29 protein-coding genes are annotated in these 24,480 nt (G+C 57.1%); all 29 read left to right on the top strand.

Annotated elements, in window-relative coordinates; all coding sequences use genetic code 11:
- Window positions 1-2 precede the first annotated feature (2 nt).
- The 29 genes from M2406_RS14775 to M2406_RS14915 all read left to right on the top strand — a co-directional run bounded on the left by M2406_RS14775 (window position 3) and on the right by M2406_RS14915 (window position 24,471).
- Window positions 3-632, top strand: coding sequence for a DUF2857 domain-containing protein (locus tag M2406_RS14775; RefSeq protein ID WP_259190443.1), 630 nt, complete (start codon window positions 3-5; stop codon window positions 630-632).
- Entirely contained in the window at window positions 629-892 is a 264-nt protein-coding gene (locus M2406_RS14780) for a hypothetical protein (protein WP_259190444.1), read from the top strand. The genes M2406_RS14775 and M2406_RS14780 overlap by 4 nt, the downstream gene beginning before the upstream one ends.
- Window positions 893-1,026: 134 nt before the next feature.
- Entirely contained in the window at window positions 1,027-2,307 is a 1,281-nt protein-coding gene (locus M2406_RS14785) for an STY4528 family pathogenicity island replication protein (protein ID WP_259190445.1), read from the top strand.
- 270 nt (window positions 2,308-2,577) lie between these two features.
- Window positions 2,578-3,339 (top strand): PFL_4669 family integrating conjugative element protein, encoded by a 762-nt coding sequence (locus M2406_RS14790; protein WP_259190446.1) that lies wholly within the window; start codon window positions 2,578-2,580, stop codon window positions 3,337-3,339.
- Window positions 3,336-3,911 (top strand): hypothetical protein, encoded by a 576-nt coding sequence (locus tag M2406_RS14795; RefSeq protein WP_259190447.1) that lies wholly within the window; start codon window positions 3,336-3,338, stop codon window positions 3,909-3,911. Before M2406_RS14790 ends, M2406_RS14795 begins: the two co-directional genes overlap by 4 nt.
- 14 nt (window positions 3,912-3,925) lie before the next feature.
- Window positions 3,926-5,965 carry a DNA topoisomerase III gene (locus tag M2406_RS14800; protein ID WP_259190448.1) on the top strand — a complete coding sequence of 680 codons (2,040 nt, stop codon included), beginning with the start codon at window positions 3,926-3,928 and terminating at the stop codon, window positions 5,963-5,965.
- A 713-nt stretch (window positions 5,966-6,678) separates the two neighbouring features.
- Entirely contained in the window at window positions 6,679-7,146 is a 468-nt protein-coding gene (locus M2406_RS14805; RefSeq protein WP_115058011.1) for an STY4534 family ICE replication protein, read from the top strand.
- 71 nt (window positions 7,147-7,217) lie between these two features.
- Entirely contained in the window at window positions 7,218-7,769 is a 552-nt protein-coding gene (locus M2406_RS14810; protein ID WP_259190449.1) for a single-stranded DNA-binding protein, read from the top strand.
- Between the two features lie 15 nt (window positions 7,770-7,784).
- On the top strand, window positions 7,785-8,021 hold the full coding sequence (locus tag M2406_RS14815; RefSeq protein ID WP_012146806.1) for a DUF4160 domain-containing protein: 237 nt from the start codon (window positions 7,785-7,787) through the stop codon (window positions 8,019-8,021).
- Window positions 8,002-8,274, top strand: coding sequence for a DUF2442 domain-containing protein (locus tag M2406_RS14820; RefSeq protein ID WP_259190455.1), 273 nt, complete (start codon window positions 8,002-8,004; stop codon window positions 8,272-8,274). Before M2406_RS14815 ends, M2406_RS14820 begins: the two co-directional genes overlap by 20 nt.
- 146 nt (window positions 8,275-8,420) lie before the next feature.
- The gene (locus M2406_RS14825; protein WP_259190456.1) at window positions 8,421-9,053 is read left to right on the top strand and encodes a PilL N-terminal domain-containing protein; all 633 of its coding nucleotides are present in this window, start codon (window positions 8,421-8,423) and stop codon (window positions 9,051-9,053) included.
- Entirely contained in the window at window positions 9,050-9,793 is a 744-nt protein-coding gene (locus tag M2406_RS14830) for a hypothetical protein (protein WP_259190457.1), read from the top strand. The genes M2406_RS14825 and M2406_RS14830 overlap by 4 nt, the downstream gene beginning before the upstream one ends.
- 10 nt (window positions 9,794-9,803) lie before the next feature.
- A complete protein-coding gene (locus tag M2406_RS14835) occupies window positions 9,804-10,514 on the top strand; it encodes a TIGR03759 family integrating conjugative element protein (protein ID WP_259190458.1) in 711 nt (236 codons plus the stop codon).
- A complete protein-coding gene (locus M2406_RS14840) occupies window positions 10,493-11,185 on the top strand; it encodes a transglycosylase SLT domain-containing protein (RefSeq protein ID WP_259190459.1) in 693 nt (230 codons plus the stop codon). Before M2406_RS14835 ends, M2406_RS14840 begins: the two co-directional genes overlap by 22 nt.
- 2 nt (window positions 11,186-11,187) lie before the next feature.
- A complete protein-coding gene (locus M2406_RS14845; RefSeq protein ID WP_259190460.1) occupies window positions 11,188-11,712 on the top strand; it encodes an integrating conjugative element protein in 525 nt (174 codons plus the stop codon).
- Window positions 11,709-12,335, top strand: coding sequence for a restriction endonuclease (locus M2406_RS14850; RefSeq protein ID WP_259190461.1), 627 nt, complete (start codon window positions 11,709-11,711; stop codon window positions 12,333-12,335). The genes M2406_RS14845 and M2406_RS14850 overlap by 4 nt, the downstream gene beginning before the upstream one ends.
- A complete protein-coding gene (locus M2406_RS14855) occupies window positions 12,319-12,849 on the top strand; it encodes a hypothetical protein (protein ID WP_259190462.1) in 531 nt (176 codons plus the stop codon). Before M2406_RS14850 ends, M2406_RS14855 begins: the two co-directional genes overlap by 17 nt.
- Window positions 12,842-14,956: a type IV conjugative transfer system coupling protein TraD gene (gene traD, locus M2406_RS14860; RefSeq protein ID WP_259190463.1), complete on the top strand. Its 2,115-nt coding sequence runs from the start codon at window positions 12,842-12,844 to the stop codon at window positions 14,954-14,956. The genes M2406_RS14855 and traD overlap by 8 nt, the downstream gene beginning before the upstream one ends.
- Complete coding sequence (locus M2406_RS14865; RefSeq protein WP_259190464.1) at window positions 14,937-15,695, top strand: TIGR03747 family integrating conjugative element membrane protein; 759 nt, start codon at window positions 14,937-14,939, stop codon at window positions 15,693-15,695. Before traD ends, M2406_RS14865 begins: the two co-directional genes overlap by 20 nt.
- A gap of 479 nt (window positions 15,696-16,174) precedes the next feature.
- The gene (locus M2406_RS14870; protein ID WP_012146796.1) at window positions 16,175-16,504 is read left to right on the top strand and encodes an RAQPRD family integrative conjugative element protein; all 330 of its coding nucleotides are present in this window, start codon (window positions 16,175-16,177) and stop codon (window positions 16,502-16,504) included.
- Window positions 16,504-16,746 carry a TIGR03758 family integrating conjugative element protein gene (locus tag M2406_RS14875; RefSeq protein ID WP_259190466.1) on the top strand — a complete coding sequence of 81 codons (243 nt, stop codon included), beginning with the start codon at window positions 16,504-16,506 and terminating at the stop codon, window positions 16,744-16,746. The genes M2406_RS14870 and M2406_RS14875 overlap by 1 nt, the downstream gene beginning before the upstream one ends.
- Window positions 16,747-16,814: 68 nt before the next feature.
- Complete coding sequence (locus M2406_RS14880; RefSeq protein ID WP_259190468.1) at window positions 16,815-17,180, top strand: TIGR03745 family integrating conjugative element membrane protein; 366 nt, start codon at window positions 16,815-16,817, stop codon at window positions 17,178-17,180.
- An 11-nt stretch (window positions 17,181-17,191) separates the two neighbouring features.
- The gene (locus M2406_RS14885; protein ID WP_259190469.1) at window positions 17,192-17,557 is read left to right on the top strand and encodes a TIGR03750 family conjugal transfer protein; all 366 of its coding nucleotides are present in this window, start codon (window positions 17,192-17,194) and stop codon (window positions 17,555-17,557) included.
- Window positions 17,554-18,225 carry a PFL_4703 family integrating conjugative element protein gene (locus M2406_RS14890; protein WP_259190471.1) on the top strand — a complete coding sequence of 224 codons (672 nt, stop codon included), beginning with the start codon at window positions 17,554-17,556 and terminating at the stop codon, window positions 18,223-18,225. The genes M2406_RS14885 and M2406_RS14890 overlap by 4 nt, the downstream gene beginning before the upstream one ends.
- Window positions 18,222-19,139, top strand: a complete 918-nt coding sequence (locus M2406_RS14895; RefSeq protein ID WP_259190472.1) for a TIGR03749 family integrating conjugative element protein — start codon at window positions 18,222-18,224, stop codon at window positions 19,137-19,139. The genes M2406_RS14890 and M2406_RS14895 overlap by 4 nt, the downstream gene beginning before the upstream one ends.
- Window positions 19,132-20,628 carry a TIGR03752 family integrating conjugative element protein gene (locus M2406_RS14900; protein ID WP_259190474.1) on the top strand — a complete coding sequence of 499 codons (1,497 nt, stop codon included), beginning with the start codon at window positions 19,132-19,134 and terminating at the stop codon, window positions 20,626-20,628. The genes M2406_RS14895 and M2406_RS14900 overlap by 8 nt, the downstream gene beginning before the upstream one ends.
- A gap of 149 nt (window positions 20,629-20,777) precedes the next feature.
- On the top strand, window positions 20,778-21,203 hold the full coding sequence (locus M2406_RS14905) for a TIGR03751 family conjugal transfer lipoprotein (protein WP_259190475.1): 426 nt from the start codon (window positions 20,778-20,780) through the stop codon (window positions 21,201-21,203).
- The gene (locus M2406_RS14910; protein WP_259190476.1) at window positions 21,203-24,070 is read left to right on the top strand and encodes a conjugative transfer ATPase; all 2,868 of its coding nucleotides are present in this window, start codon (window positions 21,203-21,205) and stop codon (window positions 24,068-24,070) included. The genes M2406_RS14905 and M2406_RS14910 overlap by 1 nt, the downstream gene beginning before the upstream one ends.
- Window positions 24,067-24,471, top strand: a complete 405-nt coding sequence (locus tag M2406_RS14915) for an acetyltransferase (protein ID WP_259190477.1) — start codon at window positions 24,067-24,069, stop codon at window positions 24,469-24,471. Before M2406_RS14910 ends, M2406_RS14915 begins: the two co-directional genes overlap by 4 nt.
- The last annotated feature ends 9 nt before the right edge of the window (window positions 24,472-24,480 follow it).

Below are 24,480 nucleotides of genomic sequence, written 5' to 3' on the forward strand. Positions count from 1 at the left end.
CAATGAGTAATAGCTTATCGCAGGCAACGAACAGCCTGCTCACACAGTTGGTGATGGAGCTTAAATCAGGCTATATCCGCCGTTGTGAGTCCCTGGGGCTGACCACGGAAGAGATGCAACTGCTGCACGGTGTGACCATTGAAGATCTTCATTACCTGATGAACAGCTCGGTATCGGTGCTGACCTTTCAAATCCATCACGAGAATTTCTCATTGATGTTGCAACACGCACGCCGTGAACAGCAGCGCATGCAGCGGATTGACCGGGCTTTGGCGTTGGGGGGCTCTATCGAAATGATGCAGCATTATTTCGGCCTCTCCACCGTTGAAGTTGCCGCCCGCCGGCGTATGACCGGTATCAACATTCGTCAGGGGCGTTGTGCTGCGCTCAGCGACGACGAGAACGCGGCATTGTGGCGTCAGTGGCAAAAAGCGGACATCGATGATGCCTCCAGTGCTGATGGACTGGACGTCATGATGCTGGCCGCCGAGCAGATGGATGTTTCTCTGACGGCTGTCTGGCACGCGGTCCGCAGCTTCGATGCCCCTCAGACCGCTACCGCCAGAAAAGCCATTCAGGCCGTGCGTACGCCACGCGGTACACCGGGAGGAAATGCAAGGAGGCTCGCATGAAGCCCATGATGTTAATGCCGGGTTTGCAGGCCCCCCGTTCGGCCCCGCCGTCCTATCAGAAAAAGGCGAAGGAGCAGGTCAGGCGCTTTCGTCGTGGGGAACGTAACTACAAGCACCTGCATGTTAAAGGCAAGCACGCCCCCGGGCGTGCCTGGATGAAGATTGATATCGGTACCAGTTGGCGACTGCTTAGCCGAAATAGTGGCGATGACTGGGAGTTGTTGACCCACGAACGCTACAACAACGAACTGTGGAAGTGATGACACTCACCCTGTACCTGATTGTCGGGTACAGGCCTGAGTGCCGTTAGGCCGGGTGCAGCAACGTCTGCATGACAATCGCTTGATGTCTTCGCCCTGTGGGCGGGGGCAGCGTAAAAGGATGCGCAAAATCGATGAGCATAAATAAAACACCTGATGACAGCCTGATCACCTTTACGCTCGAACAAATGAATGCCCGCCTGGCGGAACGAATAGGTGCCGAAAAGCACGCGGGGACCACCGATGTCACGAATCTGCGCAGTGGTCTGCTGTTTATGGGCAATGTGCATGATTCCATCCCCCGCCGGTTGCTCCTGGACACCCGTTTGTCACCGCTGGATAAAACCGCGTGGATAATGATCCGTCTGTACGCACAACAGAACCAGGGCGCCGTGTTTCCGACCTATGACGAGCTGCAACTGCAACTCGCCTCGCCGTTTAACGGTAAGGCGTCACGCGAGACCGTCAGCCGCGTGCTGTTGATGTTACGCCTGACCGGCTGGCTCAGCTTGTGCCGGCGTGTGCGTGACGACAAGGGCCGGGTGAAGGGCAATATCTATGCCCAACACGATGAGCCGCTCTCGGCCCGAGATGCGGAGACGTTGGATCCGACCTGGCTGGATACGGTCGCCATGGGTTGCGCGCATAAGAACCGTACCGTCAGCCAGACGGCCTGGTCAGTACTGTCCGATATTCAACATGACCCGACAATGCGTCATCAGCATTCCCAGATGGCGGCGATTGCTGAACGGCTGGGGTCGCCACAAACCCCGCAACAGATGGCTGGCAGAGTGTCTCAACGACAGGAAAATATCCCCAGTTCGGACGCCGAACTCAGTAAAAAATCCCCGGATTCGGATACCGAACTGAGTCAAATTAAGCCCAGTTCGGATACTGAACTCAGTGTAAAACAGGAAGGCAAAACACCGAGTTCGCTTTCCGAACTCATGCTGAAATCAGTCATTTACGGTGCATCAACGAAACCGAACTGTAACGTACGTTCTTTCACACAGAGTGTGAATAAAACAACGTACGTACCTGAGTTACCGGTCGAACTGCAGAACAGCATAGCGATGGATGATCAGCGCCAGATTGGTGTCCAGCTTAAAGCATTGCCTGCAGAGGTTGCCCGTCAGGTGCTGGAGAGTCTTGAGCAGGCGATGGCCAAAGGCAGCCTGAATAATCCCACTGGCTGGCTGCTGGCGGTGATCAAGCGCGCCCGAAACGGTGAGCTGTATGCGAGTGCCAAATTCCCAGAACCTGCCAGGCCTGTACCGCGACGCCAAATACCTTGCTCTGCGTCGCCAGGAAAACCAACAGATCCAGCCCGCCAACACCTGGCGTCGCGGGACCATGTAAGCGGTGTTGTGGCCAAACTGCGCCAGCAAATGATGCGGGCAAAAAATGAGTCGTGAGTGCAAAAAAACTAGGTCTGTTCAAAAAACGCACGCAGCTGACAGTGTCAGCAGTATATGAAAATCGTACAGATTTGTTTGTGGCTCTGCTGAGGAATTTGGCTCTGGTTAAATAATGCTCACTGCTGACAGTGTCAGCACTGACCAAAATATAGGCAATTGTAGGCTTGGGAACTTTTCCTTTAGAAACCAAAAAGAGTTTTGGATTGCTGCGAATGGTGTCTGCCGAGACTATTTCAAGCCACACACGTTCCCGGAAGGATGCTTCTAATGGCTGAATCAGCAAAGAATAATGAACAAAAACCGGCGGCTGCACGCGCTGGTGCATTAAAATCCACTCTTATCGTAGAGCTTCATACCCTCTATGCCATTCGTTTATGGGAAGGGCGACGTAGCCAAAACGCCGATCCTGAAACGTCGGGGAAGCGACGCCCTGATATTTATAGTATGCCCCGCTTTATTCTACGAGCAGGGCAGATCAATGAGGCTTCTGGTGAAGATAACCCTTATGCCGATGCTGCGATGGTCGCCCTGGAAGAGACCTTAAATAAAGGTACGCAGTTACTTCAACAGGCTGTTGCCGAGCTGGACAAAACACTGGCAAACATCCCTGCTCAAATTTCTCTTTCAGACGTTGCGTCTGTGTCTCCTTTAAATATTGGTGTATTTAGCCGCACCCCGGTGGGTTATCGCTGCGTTTTCCTCTTGGTCGGCTATGACCAACTGGCGATGAAAGCCTTTCAGGCCTGGCACTATGGGCTTATATCACGTTCGCAACGTGACACATTATTAGATCGGGGTGGGCATTGGATCCGTAGCGTTTACGGTGTCGTCCAACACTATCGTCCCGTCAATGTGACTCGTGATGATATTCGTCTCGAAACCCCCGCAGGTAAGGACGCGATCATTCGTTTTGGTATGCCTGACGACGACATTATGTCGGGCGCGTCACGTTCCGCCTTTTCGCCGCCACTCAATAAAACGTCGGTGTTAACGCCGTCCACTTCTTCAAAAAAAGGAGCCAAAGCATGAGCATGAATCGACAGGTAAAGTCTCTTTTGATGCCGGGTGTTCTCTGCACCGCGTTATTGTTAACGGGGTGTGCAGGCACCGAGCTGGGTGAATGGAACCAAAAAATCAGTGATGCTGCACATTCCCTGGCAAGCGGTGGCAGCGGTGGCGCCAGCGAAGGCGGTATGCCCTGGATGACCCGTACCGGTATTTCCGGGCCTTGGCAGGATGTGCGTCATACGTATACGCTCCCGGTGGACGTTGATACCGCTGCGGCGCGGCTGAAAAGCCATTATCAGTTTATCTCCTCCGAAGAGCTGGAAAGTCTGCGTCAGCGTGATCAGCACGGCGACTGGAGCGCGAGCTCCATTGATGAAGCGCGCCCGGTCTGGTCAGCAAACCAGGGCAGTTATTACAAGATGGGGCAGGAATGGAAAGGCAATGATCGCCTTGAGCTCGAAGTGGTCAAGTCCGGCGCTGGCAGTCGCCTGAAAGTGACGTACAGCTCACCGGATGCGTCGCACCTGACCGATGCTTACCTCGGGCGTTTGATGACGCAGTTGCAGCAGGTCGCTAAAGGTCAGCTGGGCTGACGGGGGGCTATCTGATGCAACTCTACCTGTGCGAGAAACCCAGCCAGGGTAAAGATATCGGCGCCATACTCGGGGCGACGCAGCGTAAGCAGGGTTACCTGGCGGGCGCCGGCGTCATCGTAACCTGGGCTATCGGGCATCTGCTGGAACAGGCCCAGCCGGAGACCTACGGTGAGCAGTTCGGCAGCCCCTGGCGGGAGTCCGTTCTTCCTATCGTCCCTGCCCAGTGGAAAATGGCGGTCAAAAAAGAGACTGCCGATCAGTTCGCTGTCATCCGCGGGTTACTCAAACAGGTTGATTCTGTGGTGATTGCGACCGATGCGGATCGCGAGGGGGAAGTGATCGCGCGGGAGTTACTGGAACATTGCCACTTTACCGGCCCGGTCCAGCGGCTCTGGTTGTCAGCGCTGGACGAGGCCAGTATTCGGCACGCCCTGGCGAACAAGCTCCCAGGCGAGAAGACTGCGCCCCTGTATGAAGCTGGCCTGGCGCGATCACGGGCTGACTGGATGACGGGGATGAATTTAACCCGACTTTACACGCTCAAAGCCCGTGAGCAGGGATACGGCGAGGTGTTATCGATTGGGCGGGTGCAGACCCCTACGCTGGCGCTGGTCGTGAACCGTGACCGCGACATTGCCAACTTCATTTCCAAACCGTACTGGCAAGTCAAGAGTACCCTGCAGAAGGGCGGGATCGCTTTTCCGGCAAGCTGGGTTCCTGCCGCCAACTACTGTGATGAGGAGAAGCGCTGTATTCAACAGAATGTGGCTCAAGCCGTTGTTCAGCTGTGTCAGCAAACAGGTCATGCCGTTGTGCTTGAGGTGGGGACCGAGCGAAAGAAAGAGTCCGCGCCGTTGGCCTTTGACCTGGGCACCCTGCAGCAGGCTTGCTCACGCAAGTGGGGGATGAGCGCCAACCAGGTCCTGAGTATCGCGCAATCACTGTATGAGACGTACAAGGCCACCACGTATCCCCGGACGGATTGCGGCTATCTGCCGACATCGATGCGGGAAGAGGTTGCCGACGTGCTGAGCGCTGTTACCCGCACGGACCCAACGCAGAGCGAAAGCGTGGCCGGGCTCGACAGGACTTTTGTTTCCCGTATCTGGAACGACAAAAAAATCACGGCGCACCACGGGATTATCCCAACCAAACAGCCGTTCGACCTGAGCAAGCTGTCTGCCGACGAGCTCAAGGTCTATCAGCTGGTCCGTCAGCATTACCTGGCACAGTTCCTGCCGTTACATGAAGTGGATGTCACGGAAGCGACATTCAATATCGGCGGGCAACTGTTCCGCACCCGCGGCAAGATCGAAGCGGTAGCAGGATGGAAAGTGCTGTTCCAGCATGACGCGAGCGAGGCGAAAGAGGAACCGGCTGACACGGATGATGTTCGGCTGCCAGCCCTGGTAAAAGGTGAAACCGTCTCGGTTGCCGGCGCTGAGCTCAAAACGCTGCAGACGAAGCCCCCAGGACATTTCACCGACGGGACACTGATCGCCGCCATGAAAAATGCAGCGGCGTTCGTCAGTGATCCGCAACTGAAGAAAGTGTTGAAAGAGAACGCAGGGCTGGGTACTGAAGCGACGCGTGCCGGTATTCTGGAAACGCTGTTTAAACGCGGGTACCTGGAGAAGAAGGGCAAATTTCTACTTTCCACGCCGATCGCCGGCGAACTGATTGATGCGTTACCGACTGCACTGACCAATCCAGGGATGACGGCGTTGTGGGAGCAGGCGCTGGACGAGATTGCCCAGGGGCAGATGACACTCGACACATTCATGAGCCGTCAGGCCCAGTGGACAGGGCATCTGGTGGAGAAAGGAAAGGCGCAAGCCGTGAAGTTTACCGCGCCACCTTCCCCACCTTGCCCGACCTGTAGCGGCACGATGCGCCGGCGTGCCGGCAAGAAAGGCAGTGGCGCTTTCTGGGGCTGTAGTAATTACCCCACTTGCCAGGGCATCATTAACATCGATGCAAAAGGTGGGCGCAAGGCTAAGCGCTATAAAGCAAAATCACTGGCTAAAAATAAAGCAACCGGAATGGAGTAAGAGATTGTCTGATGTTTATCGCAAAAAGTTTTGCTAATGTGGGCGGGCTTTGATGCAGAGTACCCCGTGGCTGCGGATGGCAGGAAAGTTTAATGCATGGACAATTCTGCTTCAGCCCGTATCAATGGCCTCCACACTCGGGTTGATTGATTAAGCGCATGCGACTTCGTGAAAAGCGCGCCAGGAGTCTACTACCCCTCCTCGAAGTCAGATGAGATCTACTACCAGTTATGGTGCAAACTCCGCGGCGCAGTCTTTGACTGTGCCGTTTTTGTTTTCTCAATTCACAAAATTGATATTCCAGGTTGACAGCAGCAGCACCTGAATTAAAAATGAACAGGCTTACTTGTTGTCTTAGGACAACCACCAATGCTCAGTGGGTCTGTGATGAGCGCTTTCGGGTGACCCTGCTGTTAATTGACAGCCACTAATGATCCCGTTGCCTGTGAGGATCGCCTTCGGGTGGTAACAAAAAACACTTCCTGAGCCTGAGAGGGAGTACACAGTTTAACTGTGTGGTACATCTGCCCGCCTTTGAGAGTAGATATCGTTGATAGTGAACGCGACTTTGCGCAACGATTAAGGCTTATTCAATCTGATCAGACTGTCAGGCTATGGCGTATACCCATACCTGGCTCCCGACGGGAAATACTTTTCCCGTCGGGGAAGGTGTATTTCTCCGTCACCGAATCTACACTCCTGGAGAAAACATCATGTCTAGCCAAACTCAACAAGCTTCCACCAAAACTGAATACTTCAACCTGACTATCAAGGGCATGGGGTACCTCAGCAATATTCGTCAAGTAAATGGCCCGAATGGCACCTTTATCAGCTGTGTCGTCAATGGACTCTCCGGTCCTACCGATAACGCCAGTTACACGCGTTTCGATGTGACGGTCGCCGGTAAAGAAGCCAGCAGCCTGATCAACCGCTGTCAAAAGTCGGTTGATGAAGACAAGAAGGTCCTGATTGGATTTGTGCTCAGCAATCCCAAAACGGACATCTTCACGCTCAACAGCGGCGAACATGCCGGTGAACAGCGCGTCAGCCTTAAAGCCCGCCTTATCAAGGTCGATTGGATTAAGATCGGTCAGGAGAAGGTCTTCCAGGCTGAGAAATCCGACTCTACGCCGCCTCAGCAAGGTTCTGCACAGCAACAGTATGCGGAAAACTCTTTCTGATAACGCCCTCTACGCCTCGGTTTTCGGGGCGTTTTTCCCTTTCTAATTCCATTCCCTATGAGGATTCGATTATGGCGTCTCGCGGCGTAAACAAAGTCATACTTGTCGGTCATCTCGGCCAAGATCCGGAAGTCCGTTACATGCCAAATGGCGGTGCTGTTGCTAACATTACCCTGGCGACCTCAGAGAGCTGGCGCGATAAGGCGACCGGTGAGCAGAAAGAAAAAACCGAATGGCACCGTGTCGTGCTGTTTGGCAAGCTTGCCGAAATTGCCGGTGAATATTTGCGTAAGGGCTCGCAGGTTTACATTGAAGGCTCCCTGCAGACACGCAAATGGACCGATCAGGCCGGTGTGGAAAAATACACCACTGAAATCGTCGTCAACATTGGCGGCACTCTGCAAATGTTGGGGGGGCGCTCGCAACCAGCCAACGCCGGACAATCAGGCCAGGGCAGTTGGGGGAAACCTCAGCAACCGCAACCTTCGCACAGCGGTACGTCGGCCCAGCAACCCCAGCCAGCTCAATCGGGTGAGAATGCCGCGCCGATGGATTTTGACGATGACATACCTTTCCTTGGGTTTGGTTACGGTATCGCAAAATCAGCCATTTACGCTCTGTGATTGTCGGGAGACATTATGCCGACAATTCTTAGAGTAGGTGGTTTTCGCTTTTACTTTTACAGTCATGAACCTAACGAACCGGCGCATGTTCATATTGATAAGGGCAATGCAACCGCTAAAATATGGTTACATGATGTCAGTATTGCGCGTAGTGTGGGGTTTGCATCACATGAACTGCGTATACTGCAGCGTCTGGTAACTGAACATCGGACACTTTTACAGGAGGCCTGGGATGCTTACTTTACACAATGAAAATGATCTGCGTGTAATGAATGTCCGCATCGATGATGACCGTTTGTCGGTTGATTTGATGGATGGCCGTACTATTTCGGCACCATTAGCCTGGTATCCCCGGCTTGCGGCAGGTACGCCAGCGCAACGGGATAACTGGGAACTCTGCGGGGCTGGAATGGGTATACACTGGCCAGATTTGGATGAGGACTTAAGTACGGAAGGGTTATTGATGGGGGCAAAGGGCATTAGCCGTACCCCTTCATTATCCTGACGTTGTTCCTCAACATCTGACACTAAACGCTGACCTTCGGGTTGGCGTTTTTTTTTGAATAGCAATAAAGAGTTGTTAATTGAGCGTCCCGGACGGTAACCGCACAGTGACACCTGTCAATTGTCACTGAACAGGAAACCTTCCGGATGAAAAAAACATTTCTCGCCTCTTCCCTGGTAGCACTGATGCTGACCGGGTGCGTTACTCAGCAGCCTCTGCAGCAGCGTGATATTTCCCCTGTTACGCCGTCTGTCACCGTCAACCGCAATGTTCAGCCGGTCAGCCCGGATGCCTACGGGCAGGCGCCTGAGGTGGTGCGCTACGACCGTTATTTACTGGTCAGCACTGATCCGGCGGCCGTTCAGCGTGATCCGCTTTCGCAAATCATCGATATCCGTATTCCGGCGTCAGTAAAATCGACGGTTGCTGATGCATTGCGTTATGCGCTGCGCCAGTCGGGCTATTCCCTGTGCGCGACCGGACCGGCAAACGGCGTGTTGTACCGCCAGGCGTTGCCGGCGGTGCAGTACCAACTGGGGCCGATGCGTTTGCGTACCGCGCTGCAGGTACTGGCAGGCCCCGCGTGGCAGCTCGAGGTAGACGACGTGCAACGTGTTGTCTGCCACAGCCTGCGCGACGGGTACCAGTTGCCGGCGACACAGCTGCCGCCGGTGACGGTGGCGCCAGCCAGGGCGGTTTCAGCAGGTCCTGCTGCGACGGTCATTGCACCTCAAGCCGTTAACGCGGTACCGGCAACCGGCGGGTGGTTGAAAAAATGACAGAGCATAATGACGAAATGGTGCCGATGACACCGGCAAAAAAAGGGTTGCTGCGAAGCCAAACCTTCTGGGGGGCAACTGCCGGCGTCGTTGTCGTCCTGGTGGCTGGTCTCGTCGGTTCAGGGGCTATCAGGCATGTCGACCAGCGTATTGCCCAGCTTGAGCAGGCACAGAAAGCACTGGCGCCGCAGGATGGCATGAACTCTATGGCCGATGTAGTGCAGGCGCAGGCAAAACAGCTTAAAAGCCTGGCTGAACGCCAGGAATCGCTCACGCGACAGGTTGGGGCGCTGACGCTAACCCATGGGCTACCGGAGAAACTTGAGCAGCAGCTGCAGGCTCAACAGGTTGAGCTGAATGCGCTGAAAGACAGCATTGAGTCCGTGAAAAAGTCAGCAACTGAAAAGCCTGTATCCACTGTGACACCGTCAACGGCTGTACCCGCAGCCCCTTCTGCGACAGCCAAAATCACCCCAAAGCACAAACCTACGCCGGTGACCGCTTCCCCGCGTAATGCGGTAACCCATGTGGCGCGTAAAGCGCCATTCGTGCTGACCGGGGTGGAGCAGCGTGGGACGTCGGCCTTTGCGGCCGTGGCGCCGCAGGGATTCAGTGATTTATCGCAGGTGCGGTTAATCGGGGAAGGGGAGTCGGTCGCCGGCTGGACCCTGGTCAGTGCCGGCTACGGACAGGCGACGTTTCGTGTGAACGGCCGTTTGCAGACCGTCAGCGCCCAATAAGGAGAGCGTGATGAAACTGAAATACAGCGTGATTGCCCTTGTGCTGCTGAGCCCGTTATCACAGGCGGCGCAACAGACGGCCATAGAGAACAGCCAGTCTGCCCTGAGCCAGCTTCAGCAGAGCCAGGCCAACAAAACGGCGCAGCAGAGCAAGCAGTGGGGGCTCAGCGGGAAAGAGTACCAGCGTTACCAGCAGTTGATGGATGGCCCCCGCGGGACCCAATCTCCGGGGCTTGATCCGTTAACCGCTCTTGGTATTGAGGCGCAGAGCGATGCCGAACGTAAAAAGTACGCAGACCAGTGGGTAAAACAAGAGTTTGCCCGCACCGAGAAAGAACTCAAGTTCCAGCGTGAGGTGGATGCGGCCTGGCAACGCCTGGGCGTGCTGCCGGTCAATATGGGCAACGCCGCGGGTATTGCCCATGACACCGGCGGGCGGCTGGCGCTGTTCGTGAAAGCGAAAGACTGCGGTCAGTGTGATGCACGACTGGCGGCGGTGCTGGCAGATAACCGGCCGGTCGATATTTACCTGGTCGACAGCAAGGGAAATGACAGGCTGCTGCGTGACTGGGCCCGGGCGCATCACATTCCCATCGACAAGGTGCGCGCACGTCAAATCACGTTGAATCACGACGGTGGCCGCTGGATGAAATTCGGCAACGGCCTGATGCCGGTGGTGCTGCAGCAAGGGGAAAACGGATGGACACTCGCCGCATTCTGACCCGGGGGCTATTGCCCCTGTTCGCCCTCCTGAGTTGCGGGGGAGCGGCAACCGTTCATGCGTCCACCCAGCAGGTCCCTTCCGGCTACCGGGAGGTGGCGCTGCGCCACGGGGTGCCGCCGGAGTCCCTGTACTCGGTGGCGCTGGCCGAAACCTCGATGGCGCCGAAAAGCATTGTTTCGGTGACCCGCGGGGCCGGTCCGGCCCCGGATGTGGAGCGCCCCTGGCCCTGGACAATAAACGTGGCAGGCAAAGGGTACCGCTACGCCAGCCGTCTGCAGGCCTGGGAAGCCCTGCAGCGCTTTTTGAAAACACATCCTCGCAAACGTATTGATGTCGGGATTGCCCAGGTCAATCTGGGCTGGAACGGCCATCACTTCACGTCGACCTGGGCGGCGTTTGATCCGTACACCAACCTCAACGCGGCGGCGACCATCCTGCGGGAATGTTATGACCGCAACCCCGGGAGTTGGCTGGTTGCTGCCGGGTGTTACCACCACCCTGCCGGCGGTGCCCCGGCAGCCCGGTATAAATCCATTGTGAGCGGCAAGCTGGCACGCCTGAACGGCAGGGCATCTGCCCCGACCCGGGTGGCCAGTTCAACCCCCACGCCCACGGCATTACCGGCACAAACGGCAGCGCTGACCTGGATTGAACCACGGAGCCAATAATCATGAAAAAAGTGAATTTTCTGCTGTTCGGCCTGAGTCTGGTGACCACCACGGCGCTGGCCAACCTGAACGTGATCGCGGATGTCGGTGGTGAGGATGCTTCGCCGTATTTTGAGGGGATCAATCGGCAGGGCGATGTGGTGGCTCCGCCGGTCATGACGCAAGCCCCCACATCTGCCGATGAGGTTGAAGGAGCGGTCTTGCCGGTGACGACACCGGAACTGACACCGGGTCCGGTAGAGGAGCGTCCGTTGCAACTGCCCGGGATTGGCGCGCTGTTTATTGTGGGGGATGACGATGAGAGCCGGCTCTGGCTGCAGGCGAACGCGGAACAACTCAAATCCCGGCACGCTGCGGGTCTGGTTGTTAACGTCAGCAACCTGCCTGCACTGCAGGCGCTGCGTGAGATGGCTCCGGGTGTGCCAATGGCGCCCGCGTCCGGCAGTGAGTTGGCGCGCCGGCTACAGCTGTCGAAATACCCGGTACTCATCACCGATACCGGTCTGTCTCAGCAGGTCGCACCATGATGTCTCCGCAGCATGTCGGTATCGCGCTGATGGCGGATCCGGTGCTGGCTGCCCTGTTGATAGGGCTGTTTATTGCGGTGATGGCCGGGTTTAATCTGCATGGCCGCGAGTCGGCCTCCGCACGGCGCCACCGGCGTTATCGTGCGACGGCCGCCCGTGTTCTGCAGCGGCTGCCGCAACTGGGTGGCGATGCTCAGCGTCTGGCGTACCTGCGCAAAATCAATCCCTATGTCTTTGAAGAGCTGCTGCTCCTGGCATTTGAGCGCCAGGGGTACGCGGTTATCCGCAATGCTTCCTACAGCGGTGACGGTGGTCTGGATGGTCAGGTCATCATCGGTGACCAAAAATATCTTATCCAGGCCAAGCGTTACGGTCGGGCTATAACGCCGTCCCATATCAAGAGTTTTGGTGCGTTGCTGCGACATCACCATTGCGAAGGGTTTTTCATTCATACCGGCCGTACTGGCCACCTTAGTCGGGCATTGCTGCAAAACCATCCCCACGTTCACCTGGTCAGTGGCCAGAAGCTGCTTGCATTGCCTGCCGGCAATGCGGAGTGGTTGTCATTTCTGACTGGGAGCACGGTAACCAAACGGAGTACCTCACATGTTTCATCAGTCTAATTATGTTGTCGTCGCTACCCGCTTTTTGTCAGCGATACTCAGAGTTCTGTTGGTCTGGCCAGGTGTGGTTCTGGCGATTTTTGGCTTCATGTTTTTTATGTCAACACTCGGTGATGACGGCGGGCAGCGGGCGGCATCACTGATGGCCGCCACCGCTCAGAGTTACCGTACAGCGCCCGCAGGCATGGTGATAATTCAGCCATGCCCACATCCGGACGCCCCTGAGTCAAAACTATTCTTGGCACCGTCGGTGGCGCCGGTTAAAAAGCAGGACTGTCGACCTTATCCAAAGACGTTTACTGACGTTGCAGTGAAGGAGCGACGGATTATTCTCGGCATTGGGAGCACCTTGCTCGCATTTGGTGTGTTGGTCGAGCTGTGTTCATTGCTGATCAGATGCCGTCAGAATAATCGGAGTGCTGTTCACTATGGAAGTATCAATGCGCGAGGGGAGCGCAGCATGCACTTCCAATATGACGAGCCTGCGAATGATAAGGAAGGTCGCAATGAGTAACCGGCATGTAATGGAAGCCTTGTTGCGCCCGGCCGTGGAGCTCAACACGGCGATTGTGGCCGGAGGCGCGGCTGTGGTTTGTGCGATAGCGCCCTGGTCGGTAGCGCTGGCGCCAGAGGTGAGCTATGTCACCGCCGGCAGCTTTGCAGTGTTGTCTGCCGTACGTGCGCGCCAGGGGATGCGAGTGATCCGCTATCGCCGTAACCTGCGCCGGTTGCCGCGCTATGTCATGGAAAGCCGACAGATCCCGGTGAGCCGGCAGCGACTGTTCCTGGGGCGGGGTTTTCGCTGGCAGCAAAAGCACACCCAGCGCCTGATGGACACCCGTCGTCCAGAGGTTGAGAAGTATGTTCAGCCGCCAAAAATGTACCAGATGGCGCGGCGCCTGGAGCTAAAAACCGAATACACTCTGCCATGGTTGTCCCAACTGCTGCGCAAGGACTCCCCGCTCAATCCGGTCAGGCCGCTGCCACCGGTCGGGGGGAACCCGGCGATCCACGGTATTGAACCCGATGAGCTCGATGTCTCGATGGCGCTTGGCGAACGCGTAGGGCATAGCCTGGTGCTGGGGACCACCCGTGTGGGCAAAACGCGTCTCGCCGAGTTACTGATCACCCAAGATATTCGCCGCGGTGATATCACCATCGTGTTTGATCCAAAAGGTGATGCAGACTTGCTGCGGCGGGTCTGGGCTGAAGCTCACCGTGCCGGCCGCGGGGATGAGCTGTTCATCTTCCACCTGGGCTGGCCGGATATCTCGGCACGCTATAACGCCGTGGGGCGTTTTGAGCGGGTGTCAGAGGTGGCTGGTCGTATCTCTGGTCAGTTAAGCGGGGAGGGCAACAGTGCGGCGTTCCGTGAGTTTGCCTGGCGATTCGTCAACATCGTCGCGCGTGCCCTGGTTGCGTTGGGGCAGCGCCCGGACTACACCCTGATCACCCGGTATGTGAACAACATCAGTGAACTGTATGAGACCTACGCGAAGAAAGTGATTGAAACGCGTATGCCGGCACTGCAGCAGCAAATCGACAATAACCTGCAGGTGCTGACGGAAGAGGATGTGCCGCGCAATATGCAGGGACAACCGAACGCGGTCAAAATATTTGCAGTCGAAATGGCCCTGAGCTCGGAGGCCGGCAAGCAGCTGTATGATCCTATCCTGGATGGCCTGCGCTCAGCCGTGCGCTATGACCGTACCTACTTCGATAAAATCGTCGCCTCCCTGCTGCCGCTGCTGGAGAAACTCACCACGGGCAAGACTGCGGAGCTGTTGGCACCGAACTACATGGACATGAACGATCCCCGGCCGATATTTGACTGGGAACAGGTCATCCGCAAGCGCGGCATTGTCTATGTCGGGCTGGATGCTTTGTCAGACGGCGTGGTCGCCTCTGCCGTCGGCAACAGCATGTTTGCTGATCTGGTGTCCGTGGCCGGCCATATCTATAAGCACGGCATGCATGGAGGGTTGCCGACCCGTGCCGATGGCAAACTGCCTATCAACCTGCATTGCGATGAATTTAACGAGCTCATGGGCGACGAGTTCATCCCCCTCATCAACAAAGGCGGGGGCGCCGGTATGCAGGTGACGGCCTACACGCAAACCGAGTCGGATATCGAGGCCCGCATCGGCAGTACCGCCAAAGCGGCCCAGGTGACGGGGAACTTCAATACCCTGATCATGCTGCGCGTGCGCGAGAACCGGACAGCGCAGTTGCTGACGACACAGCTCCCGGAAGTCGATGTCTATACCAAAACCCTGGTGTCGGGGCACGCCGATACGGCAGACGTCGAGAAAGGGCAGGACTTCACGTCCAGTACTCAGGATCGCGTCGGTACGGTAAAAACGCCGCTGTTGATGCCGGCGGATGTAATTAATCTGCCGAAGGGGCAGGCGTTCGCGCTGCTGGAAGGTGGGCAATTATGGAAAATCAGGATGCCTTTACCGAGTGGCGACGGCGATGATGCGTTGATGCCACCCAACCTGCAGAAGATTGCCGAGGAGATGCAACGCAATTACCGGACCAGTGAGTCCTGGTGGTCAGCCAGCACAGTCATGCCAGATGCGGTCATGAAAGGGGGGCTGAATGTCACAAGCGGTGAATAATCAGCCTCAGCAGCCCGTACAGCCCCGCAAACATGGGCTGTTATACAACCTGCTGTGGGGCTGGCCATGGATGCTGATCGGGATGTTCTTTGCCTCGTTGTTCGTGAGCCTGGTGATTGAATATGTCGGGATGGCCTTCTTCTGGCCAGAGCTGGGTGCGTCGCACAGTGAAGGCGTGATGAACACCGAGTTGGGGTACCTGTCATCGGAGTTTACGCGCAGTTTGCTGCTGTCTGAACCTTCGGTGGCTGTCACCCGCTGGATTATGATGGCGTATCAATGGACCTTCGTGGACAGCGGCTTTTTGGACTGGATCCAACGTGCGTATGACACGCAGGTGCACAGCCAGAATGCCGTGGCCAGGGAGCTGAACAGTTGGAGTGGTTGGTTGGCCGCTACGCTCAAAGAGTACCTGGTGGCGACGGTCTATGTCACCGTCATCACCCTGGTGCGGACGACTATTTTGGTGCTGTCCATCCCGCTGTTTGTCCTGGTGGTGTTGGTCGCGTTGACGGAAGGCCTGGGGCGGCGTGATGTTCGGCGTTATGGCGCCGGCTATGAATCGAGCTTTGTCTACCATCATGCTAAACGCATGGTAAAGCCAGCAGTGTACATCCCCTGCATGCTGTATCTGTCGTGGCCAACGGCGGTATACCCCAATCTGCTGTTGTTGCCAGCCGCTATCCTGCTCGGTATTGCGGTGACTGTGACCACGGCCAGCTTTAAAAAATATTTATAGGCCCAAACCGGGCTGGACGGCAGCGTACAAAACTGGCTTTTGTGCGCTGCCGTCAGCAGACAAGCCCTGTAACTACGCTTACGGGCGCGCCAGGTTAAGCTAACGTGTTAATATATATCTATATTGTGGGGTTGGGTAGGGGGTAAAAGTAAAGGCTCCGCCGTGTTACCACTGGTGGAGCCTTTTTATCCCCTGGTGTTGGGTTGTGGGTCTTTCTTATAGTCTTTTCACTCTAACGATTTGATCGAAACCTGTACAATTGGAATGACAGATCAATTATTTGAAATTGATCGGTTAAACAGATCACATGACAAAACTAATTATCCCCTCATGTATCACTTTTTCTGCCTTTTCTTCCCCTCGATTGTTAGCTGAGATGTGAACAAAATTATCAAAATTCCATAAAGAGTTATCCACTGACCTCCCGCCCCATCTATCGCACCCTGACAGCACCCTAAATCGTTAAGGAGTGCTTGTGTATGACTATCTCCGTTGTTCGCGGTCTCGGTGCCGGCTGTTTGCTGGGACTGACTCTCCTGACCGCACTGCCTGCCCAGGCTGCTGAAAAAGATGAACTGGCTTCTGCCCAGCGCATGTTGATTCAGGTGCAGGCGGCGCTTGAACGTGCACGCGTTGCCGCCGTTCAGGCTGACCCGTCTGAGCGTGGCCGTTTCTTCTTTGACTATGCCCGCGCCACTGCCGACCTCAAGACCATCAATGCCGGTATCGATCGTTACCTCGAGCCTTCACGCGCGCAACCCCGTGATGGCAGCGCCGTGGCCGGCAACTACCGGCGGGAGCGTCCCTGATGGCCATGACCGGTGCACAGGAACAGGCCTTCAATGCGGCGAGCGGTGGGGTTGAAGTCAATATCCTGTCGCTGATTTGCATCGGCGGCTTGCTGGCTACGCTGTTTGTCTGGGCGGCCTGGGCACTGATCGATGTGTACCAGGGGTGGAGCAACGAAAAAGTACGGAATGGGGCGCTGGTTCACTTCGTCATCAAAATCGTTCTTTTGTTGGTTGTCTCGATTTGGATGTTTGCCAGCTGACCTGACCTGAGCGCGACGCTGGACAGTTTTACACGTTGTTATTTTCATACTGCAAAAAGGAAAGTTTTATGAATGCTGTAGTTAGTTTTTTCCGTCATTTATCTGCCCGAGTCACGGTGGCGACTTCCCTGGCCTATGCCGCCTGTCAGCCGGCACAAGCGGCCTTACCCTCTGTTGAACCCCCGTCCTCCGGTGGTGGCGGTGGTCTGATGGATACCATCAAAGGCTATTTCCAGGATGGGATCATCATTATTGGTTTGGTCGCTGCTGCGGTGGCCTTCCTGATTGTCGCCAATGCCGCCATTCACACCTTTGCTGAAGTACGTGATGGCAAAGCAACCTGGGCCAAGTTCGGCGCCATTGTGTTGGTCGGTGTGGTGCTGTTGGTGACTGTTATTTGGCTGGTCGGCAAGTCCGCTGAAATCCTGTTCTAAGGTCGTTCGCTATGCAGACTATCCGTTTTTTGCCTGACCGTCTTAACGCTGAACCTGTCGTCTTCCGGGGCTTTACCACCCCGGAGATGGGGTTGGCGGCGTTGGCGGGTGTAGGGCTGGGTCTGCTCGTGTCGTTGCCTTTTTTCCCCCTTGCCGGCTGGGTTGTGATACCCACCGGCATGCTGGTAACCCCTCTCCTCGTCATCTGGTTTGGTGGCAGCCAGCTGACGCGCCTCAAGCGCGGTAAACCGGAGAATTATATCTGGCAGCGCCTCGAGGCGCGTAAACGTCGCATGGGGTGGGGTGATCCCACCCTGATTATCGACAAACAGGGCTGGTCGTTGCGTCGCAGCCGCGTTGTAAAGAGGTCCCAATGAGCCGTTTCAGACATGCGGTTAAAAACCGCGACCAGCACATTCTCACGTTGCGCATTGCCTGCGGCGTGCTGGTTGTTTTCCTTCTGGTGGCCAGCATCGGCTGGATGCGGGCGCCGGATAACCTGACTATCCATAATCCTCCCGACCTGCGCAGCGGCTCTACCCGTGCCTGGTGGGAGGTTCCTCCCTCCACGGTTTACAGTTTTGGTTTCTACATTTTCCAACAGCTCAATGCCTGGCCAAAGAATGGTGAGGCGGATTACCCGGCCAAGATTGCCGCGCTGTCCCCTTATTTGACGGACTCCTGCGCACGCTTCCTGAAGGCGGACGCCAAAAAGCGCAGCGAAAGCGGCGAGCTTGCCGGCAGGACGCGCGTGGTGTTCGAAATTCCCGAGCATGGTTACAACGGCCGTTATAACCAGAGTCCGGTGACGGTGAAAGGCCGTGATAATTGGGTGGTACGCCTTGACCTGGTGGCGGACGAGTCCTTTGCCGGCGAACCGGTGAAGCGCGCACTGACACGCTACCCGCTGAAAGTGGTGCGCGCAGAAGGGGACCCGGAGCGCAATGAGTTTGGCCTGGCCCTGGATTGTTACGACAGCATGCCTCAGCGTCTGGCTGCGGCGCCGGCGGAACCCACGCCTGAGAAAAAAGGAGTATTCCAATGATGAAAGCACGCGTACTGGCGCTTTCCCTGAGCGTGCTTCCCCTGGCGGCAATGTTCACCGTGCCGGTTGTCCAGGCGGAAGAGCTGATGAAATGGGAGCGTATCCCGTTGCAAATTCCGCTGGCCGTCGGTAAGGAGCGGGTGTTGTTTGCCGACAAAAATGTCCGCGTCGGTTTCCCGCCGGCGCTGAACGGCAAGCTGCGGGTGCAAAGCAGCGGTGGCGCGGTTTATCTGAAAGCCGATGCGGCATTCCCGCCAACGCGGCTGCAGCTGCAGGACGTGGAGAACGGGGAGGTCATCCTCCTCGATGTGATGGCATCGGACAAAGGCTCCGCCGAGCCGGTGCGTATTGTCTACAGCGGTGATGTGTCGTCGGTCAGCAGCAGTAATGATACCTCCTCCTCGTCAGCCGGCAACAGTCCGGGGTCGGCAGCGCTTGGGGCGGATGATGGCACTCAGGCGAAGCGTAAAAAAATCAAGTACAACGCCCCGCTGCCGGTGGTACTGACACGCTACGCGGCACAAAGTCTGTACGGTCCGGTGCGTACGGTTGAAGCGGTGCCCGGCATTCATCCGGTTAATCCGCACCTGCCGAAACGCATCACCACTCTGTACCCGTCAGAGCCGGTGGCCATCACGCCGCTGGGCGGCTGGGGCATTGGCAGTCGCAACGTGGTGGCGCTGAAGGTGCAGAACACCGCCAGCCGTAAAATCACACTCGATCCACGGGTGCTCCAGGGGCAATTTGTGACGGCCACCTTCCAGCACCGTTACCTGGGACCCGTTGGAACGCCGGAGGACACCACCACGCTGTACCTGGTCACCGCCGGTCGCCCGGATGGCGCCTTTGTCGCGGAGCCGTCGGCGGTTCGCAAGGCCGTAAAAGCAGTGAAGACGGGGGAAAACCATGGCTGACGTGAAATCTAACATGCTGCCGAAAGTGATTGTGATCGGCGTGCTGGCAGCGTCCATTGTCGTTGGGCTCAAAGCCTGCAAAGACGATAAAACGCCGGAGAAGCCCCAGCAGGCGCATAACGTCTTGGCCAACATGTCGCCGGAGGAGTTGCGCGCCCTGGGCGTTGAAGGGGATACCCCGGAAGACACACTGCGTACCCTGGTCGGCACCCTGCGCACCACCCGAACCCAGCAGGCCGAGCTGCAGAGCAACATCGACAAAGTGTTGAAAGAAAACGAAGAACTGAGAAAACGCAATACCAATGTCTCCGGCCAGGTCAACGAGGCCGTGGCCGGCTACCAGAAACAGGCGCAGCAACGTCAGCAGCAGCTTCAGCAGGAGCAGCAAACGCTGATGGGGAAAATCCAGACGCTGACCGAACAATTGGCCGGAAACAAAGACAAGGCGAAGAGCGACAGCGATATCCCGCTCGGTCTGGGGCTGGATGGCATGGGGGCCGGCGAGGGCAGTGCGGCGCCTGGCCAGGACGGGTTGATGTGGGTCGGTCCGAAGGACATGAAAGAACCCGATCCGCGCAATCCGAACAGCGTCAAAGACGGCCCGCAGTTCCCAACATCGTTCCTCTCGGATAACGCCATCACGCGCCAGAAAGCCGCCTATGAGCAGCAGGTCAAAGGCCACACCAATGAAAAAGGGGCGGAGGAGAACGCCGAGCCGGTGTTCACCCTGCCCGAGAACTCGACCCTGGTGGGCAGTCGTTCGATGACGGCGCTGCTGGGCCGGGTGCCAATCAACGGCACGGTGACCGACCCCTACCCGTTCAAACTGATGATTGGCAAAGACAACCTGACCGCCAACGGCATCGAGCTGCCGGACGTGGAAGGGGCGATTGTCTCTGGGACGGCCAGCGGCGACTGGACGTTGTCCTGCGTACGTGGCCAGGTCAACAGCATTACGTTTGTGTTTGCGGACGGTACGGTACGCACCTTGCCGCATCCTGACACCAATATGAAGGCCAACAGCAACAACAATAGCGGCAACACTGGCAAAGACGTCAGCACCACCGCCGGTATCGGCTGGATCTCCGATGACAACGGCATTCCGTGCATCGGTGGGGAGCGTAAATCCAATGCCTCGACCTATCTGCCGACCATTGCCGCGTTGTCTGCCGCCAGTGCTGCCGGTGAGGGGATTAGCCAGGGGCAATACACCACCCAAAACAATGTGAATGGTATCACTGCCACCATGACCGGTAATGCCGGCCAGGCGGTGCTGGGCAAAGCCCTGTCCGGCGGGATGAAAGAGACCGCCGACTGGGTACGTGAGCGCTACGGCATGATGTTCGACGCCGTCTACGTCCCTCCGGGCCAGAAACTGGCCGTGCACATTACCCGCCAGCTGGCGATAGATTTTGAGACCAAAGGGCGCAAGGTGCGTTACGACTTCAGCCTGCCCGGCGAAGACGGCAGCACCGGCGGAATGGATTAACACGTCATTCAGAGGAGGAGAAGCATGCTGTGGCGTCAATGCGAAAAGATGAGTCGCCCACAGAGTTGGGCGCTGGTCTTGCTGTCCTGCAGCGCGTTTTGGCTGAGTGTGCTGCTTCTGCTGTGTTTGCTTATAAGAGAATGATAATCATGCGGAAAAACTTATTTAACCGAGTCCTGGCTACCGCTGTTATGGTCGGCGCCATCGCACTGACCGGCTGTTCGACGTCGAAAGAGGAACTGCTGCCACCGGGCGACAGCTCGATGCTGGAGTTGTGGCAGGGTGAAGACGGCGGCGGTTCAGCGCGTAATGCGGTGGCGGCCCGCGACAGTCTGCGCCGGCCGCTCACCGACAACGAACGCCAGGCGACAGCGGCGGACGATCGCAGCTACAGCCGCACCCAGGAAAGCGAAATCAGCCAGCAGTTCCCACGGTTGCCGAACCCCGACCTGGTGATGTACGTGTTCCCGCACCTGGCGGACGGAAACGCGCCGGTGCCGGGGTACAGCACCGTGTTCCCGTTATACAGCCAGGTGCAGTATGCGATGCCGGGTGAACGGACGGAGGCCTATTGATGCGATTTTCCCTGTTTGATAAAAAGCGCCTGACGCGCAAGACGCCGGCGGTGCTGGCTACGGGTGTCCAGGACACCCTGACCGCAACCGAGGACGGCGTGCCACTAGCCGCCTGCGGACGTGAACCGTTAAGGCGCCCGGGCAAGATGACGGTAAAAGATGAGCAGCAGGTGTATCACGCCAACCCGTCCATCATTGATTACCTGCCCTGGGCGGAATTTCTCGACCGCGAACAGTGTATTTTGCTCGATGATGGGGTGTCCGTCGGGGCTGTTTTTGATATTACGCCGGTGGCCACCGAGGGACGCACTGACGATCGCCTGGAGCAAATGCGCGACACGGTGGAAGACGCCCTGCAGGATTCGTTTGACGAGCATGACGAAAACCCCTGGGTGGTGCAGTTCTTCTGCCAGGATGAGAACAACGTCGATGCGTATCTTGACCGGCTGAGAGGGTATATCAAGCCGCATGCGCAGGGCTCTCAACTGTCTGAGTCCTGGCTGAAAGAAACCGAGCGCCATATGCGCGGTATTGCCCGTCCGGAAGGCCTGTTCAAGGACACGCTGATCACCGATCAACCATGGCGTGGGCAGCAACGCCGGACCCGCATGGTGGTGTATCGCTGGATTGGCAAGGGCAATACCGACCCGATGCCGCCGATCGCCATGCTGAATCAGACCTGTGAGCGCGTGACGGGGGCGCTGAACGGGGCAGGTGTGGTGTGTGTGCGGCAAAATGGCGGCCAGGTTCACGACTGGCTGCTGCGTCATTTCAATCCCAGCCCTGAGTGGGTGAATAAAGGGACGCTGTACCGTGACGCCGCCTATTTTGACAGCCGTGACACGCCGGAAGGCGCCATGCCGGTGCAGAACGATTTTGCCGAAACCCTCCTGTTCACCCCGCCCGTGTCCGATCCGGACCAGGGGGTGTGGTGGTTCGATAATCAGGCGTATTGTGCCATTCCGGTCGAGAAGTTGCGTCGTCCACCGGAGCCGGGGACGATCACCGGTGAAATGAAGCGCGGCGAGAAGAAAATCAACGCGCTGATGGATATGTTCCCGGAAGGGACGATGCTGTGCATGACCATTGTGGTCCAGCCGCAGGACACGCTGGAGAACGATTTTAACAAGCTGTCCAAGAACGCCGTTGGTGAAAATACCGAATCCGGGCGCGTACGTCAGGACGTGGCACAGGTGAAAGAGTACTTGGGCAATCGCCACAAGCTGTACCGTGCCGGCATTACCTTCTTATTGCGTGCCGGTGACCTGACCACGCTCAATCACAAACGTGTAGACCTGACCAATGTGCTGCTCGGCGCCGGGCTGCAGCCGGTAAGGCCGGAGTTTGATGTGGCACCGCTCAATACCTATCTGCGGGCGCTGCCGATGTGCTTTAACCCGGAGACGGACAAGAAACACTGGTACACCCGCCTGACCTGGGTACAGCACCTTGCAGGGTTGCTGCCGGTCACCGGGCGTGAAACGGGAACGGGCAACCCCGGACTGAGTTTTTTCAACCGCGGTGGCGATATTCTGACGGTTGACCCGCTCAACAAGCATGACCGCAGTCAGAATGCCCATATGCTGTATTTTGGGCCGACCGGTGCGGGAAAGTCTGCGACATTGTGTGCCACTTTGACGCAAACCATGGCGGTACATCGACCGCGTCTGTTCATTGCTGAGGCAGGTAACTCGTTTGGGTTGTTGGCGGATTACTTTGAAAGCCAGGGGCTCAGCGTCAACAAGGTGAGCATCAAGCCGGGCAGTGGTGTCTCGCTGCCACCGTTCTCCTACGCGCACAAGCTGGTCGAGGACGCGTTAACGACGCTGGCCCTGGATGAAAATGACCTGCCGGACATCGATGCTGATGTTGACGAGGAGGATGACGAAAAGCGTGATTACCTCGGCGAGATGGAGATCTCGGCGCGCATGATGATCACCGGCGGTGATGCGAAGGAAGAGCACGAGCTGAAGCGTGCCGACCGCGCGATGATCCGTGAAGCCCTGTTGATGGCAGCGCGTCAGACCTATGACGACGGGCGGCAGATGTTGCCGGCAGACCTGCAGCAAGCGCTGTACATCATTTCCAAGGATGAAGGGAGTGATATCCGTAATGAGCAGCGCCGGGCCAAGGCGGCTGAAATGGCCGAGTCGCTCGGGATGTTTACCCAGGCCGGCAGTTTCGAGGCGGAGCTGTTTAACCGCGAGGGCAGCCTGTGGCCAGAAGCCGATGTGACCCTGATTGACCTGGGACATCTGGCGCGTGAGGGGTATGAGGCGCAGATGGCGCTGACGATGGTGAGCCTGACCAACACCATCAACAACATTGCCGAACGAGATCAGTACTTGGAGCGGGACATCGTGTTCGCGGTGGATGAAGCGCATATCGTGACGGTAAACCCCCTGCTGGCGCCGTACATGACCAAAATCGTCAAAATGTGGCGTAAGCTCGGCGCCTGGCTGTGGCTGGCCACACAGAACCTGAAGGACTTCCCGGACATTGCCGAGAAGATGCTGAACATGGCGGAGTGGTGGGTCTGTCTGACCATGCCGCCAGAGGAAGTCAACGACATTGCCCGCTTCAAGGCGCTGACCGAGGAGCAAAAAGCGGTGTTGCTGTCTGCCAGTAAGCTGTCCGGTTGCTATACCGAAGGCGTGGTGCTGTCGAAAAAACTCGAGGCGCTGTTCCGGGCGGTACCGCCGAGCCTGTACCTGGCACTGGGGATGACCGAGAAAGAAGAGAAGGCCGAGCGCCGCGCGCTGATGCAGGAATTTGGCTGCAGCGAGCTCGAGGCGGCCCGCAAGGTGGCGCAAAAACTTGACCGCCTGCGTGGCCTGGTGGCTAACGGGGAGGCAGCGGTAGCATGATGACCCTGAAATACCCGGAACCTGTTGTTCGACTGCACGGCCAGGTCTGTCGTGAGCCGTCGTTGTTCACCCTTCCTCCACAGGGTGTGGCTACCTTAAGCGAAACGGATGCGCGGCAGCTTGAGACGTTCTGTGCGGCTATCCGCGATCGGCTCTTGGGGCTGGTCCAACTTACGGCCCACCCGCATCGCATCGGGAGTCGTACCAGCGTTGCGTTGCATCTGGAGGGCCGACTGGGGCGTTGCATTGATGTGTTGATCACGGTGACTGGCAGTACGCTGTGGCCCCTGCCGGAAGAGTATGATCATCCGCGTTGGTATGTCACCGTACCGGATGCCGCTGATGTGGTGTATCTGTTGCTTCATCTGAGTGACTTGTGCGGGCGGTTTCGGGTTAATTAATGGAGGAGT

The organism is Serratia sp. BIGb0163, assembly GCF_024809935.1.
In the GTDB taxonomy this organism is placed as follows: Bacteria; Pseudomonadota; Gammaproteobacteria; order Enterobacterales; family Enterobacteriaceae; genus Serratia; species Serratia quinivorans.

Coding starts and splice junctions, on each gene's coding strand:
- M2406_RS14775 (WP_259190443.1), top strand. CDS start 3: ATGAGTAATAGCTTATCGCAGGCAACGAACAGCCTGCTCACACAGTTG.
- M2406_RS14780 (WP_259190444.1), top strand. CDS start 629: ATGAAGCCCATGATGTTAATGCCGGGTTTGCAGGCCCCCCGTTCGGCC.
- M2406_RS14785 (WP_259190445.1), top strand. CDS start 1,027: ATGAGCATAAATAAAACACCTGATGACAGCCTGATCACCTTTACGCTC.
- M2406_RS14790 (WP_259190446.1), top strand. CDS start 2,578: ATGGCTGAATCAGCAAAGAATAATGAACAAAAACCGGCGGCTGCACGC.
- M2406_RS14795 (WP_259190447.1), top strand. CDS start 3,336: ATGAGCATGAATCGACAGGTAAAGTCTCTTTTGATGCCGGGTGTTCTC.
- M2406_RS14800 (WP_259190448.1), top strand. CDS start 3,926: ATGCAACTCTACCTGTGCGAGAAACCCAGCCAGGGTAAAGATATCGGC.
- M2406_RS14805 (WP_115058011.1), top strand. CDS start 6,679: ATGTCTAGCCAAACTCAACAAGCTTCCACCAAAACTGAATACTTCAAC.
- M2406_RS14810 (WP_259190449.1), top strand. CDS start 7,218: ATGGCGTCTCGCGGCGTAAACAAAGTCATACTTGTCGGTCATCTCGGC.
- M2406_RS14815 (WP_012146806.1), top strand. CDS start 7,785: ATGCCGACAATTCTTAGAGTAGGTGGTTTTCGCTTTTACTTTTACAGT.
- M2406_RS14820 (WP_259190455.1), top strand. CDS start 8,002: ATGCTTACTTTACACAATGAAAATGATCTGCGTGTAATGAATGTCCGC.
- M2406_RS14825 (WP_259190456.1), top strand. CDS start 8,421: ATGAAAAAAACATTTCTCGCCTCTTCCCTGGTAGCACTGATGCTGACC.
- M2406_RS14830 (WP_259190457.1), top strand. CDS start 9,050: ATGACAGAGCATAATGACGAAATGGTGCCGATGACACCGGCAAAAAAA.
- M2406_RS14835 (WP_259190458.1), top strand. CDS start 9,804: ATGAAACTGAAATACAGCGTGATTGCCCTTGTGCTGCTGAGCCCGTTA.
- M2406_RS14840 (WP_259190459.1), top strand. CDS start 10,493: ATGGACACTCGCCGCATTCTGACCCGGGGGCTATTGCCCCTGTTCGCC.
- M2406_RS14845 (WP_259190460.1), top strand. CDS start 11,188: ATGAAAAAAGTGAATTTTCTGCTGTTCGGCCTGAGTCTGGTGACCACC.
- M2406_RS14850 (WP_259190461.1), top strand. CDS start 11,709: ATGATGTCTCCGCAGCATGTCGGTATCGCGCTGATGGCGGATCCGGTG.
- M2406_RS14855 (WP_259190462.1), top strand. CDS start 12,319: ATGTTTCATCAGTCTAATTATGTTGTCGTCGCTACCCGCTTTTTGTCA.
- traD (WP_259190463.1), top strand. CDS start 12,842: ATGAGTAACCGGCATGTAATGGAAGCCTTGTTGCGCCCGGCCGTGGAG.
- M2406_RS14865 (WP_259190464.1), top strand. CDS start 14,937: ATGTCACAAGCGGTGAATAATCAGCCTCAGCAGCCCGTACAGCCCCGC.
- M2406_RS14870 (WP_012146796.1), top strand. CDS start 16,175: ATGACTATCTCCGTTGTTCGCGGTCTCGGTGCCGGCTGTTTGCTGGGA.
- M2406_RS14875 (WP_259190466.1), top strand. CDS start 16,504: ATGGCCATGACCGGTGCACAGGAACAGGCCTTCAATGCGGCGAGCGGT.
- M2406_RS14880 (WP_259190468.1), top strand. CDS start 16,815: ATGAATGCTGTAGTTAGTTTTTTCCGTCATTTATCTGCCCGAGTCACG.
- M2406_RS14885 (WP_259190469.1), top strand. CDS start 17,192: ATGCAGACTATCCGTTTTTTGCCTGACCGTCTTAACGCTGAACCTGTC.
- M2406_RS14890 (WP_259190471.1), top strand. CDS start 17,554: ATGAGCCGTTTCAGACATGCGGTTAAAAACCGCGACCAGCACATTCTC.
- M2406_RS14895 (WP_259190472.1), top strand. CDS start 18,222: ATGATGAAAGCACGCGTACTGGCGCTTTCCCTGAGCGTGCTTCCCCTG.
- M2406_RS14900 (WP_259190474.1), top strand. CDS start 19,132: ATGGCTGACGTGAAATCTAACATGCTGCCGAAAGTGATTGTGATCGGC.
- M2406_RS14905 (WP_259190475.1), top strand. CDS start 20,778: ATGCGGAAAAACTTATTTAACCGAGTCCTGGCTACCGCTGTTATGGTC.
- M2406_RS14910 (WP_259190476.1), top strand. CDS start 21,203: ATGCGATTTTCCCTGTTTGATAAAAAGCGCCTGACGCGCAAGACGCCG.
- M2406_RS14915 (WP_259190477.1), top strand. CDS start 24,067: ATGATGACCCTGAAATACCCGGAACCTGTTGTTCGACTGCACGGCCAG.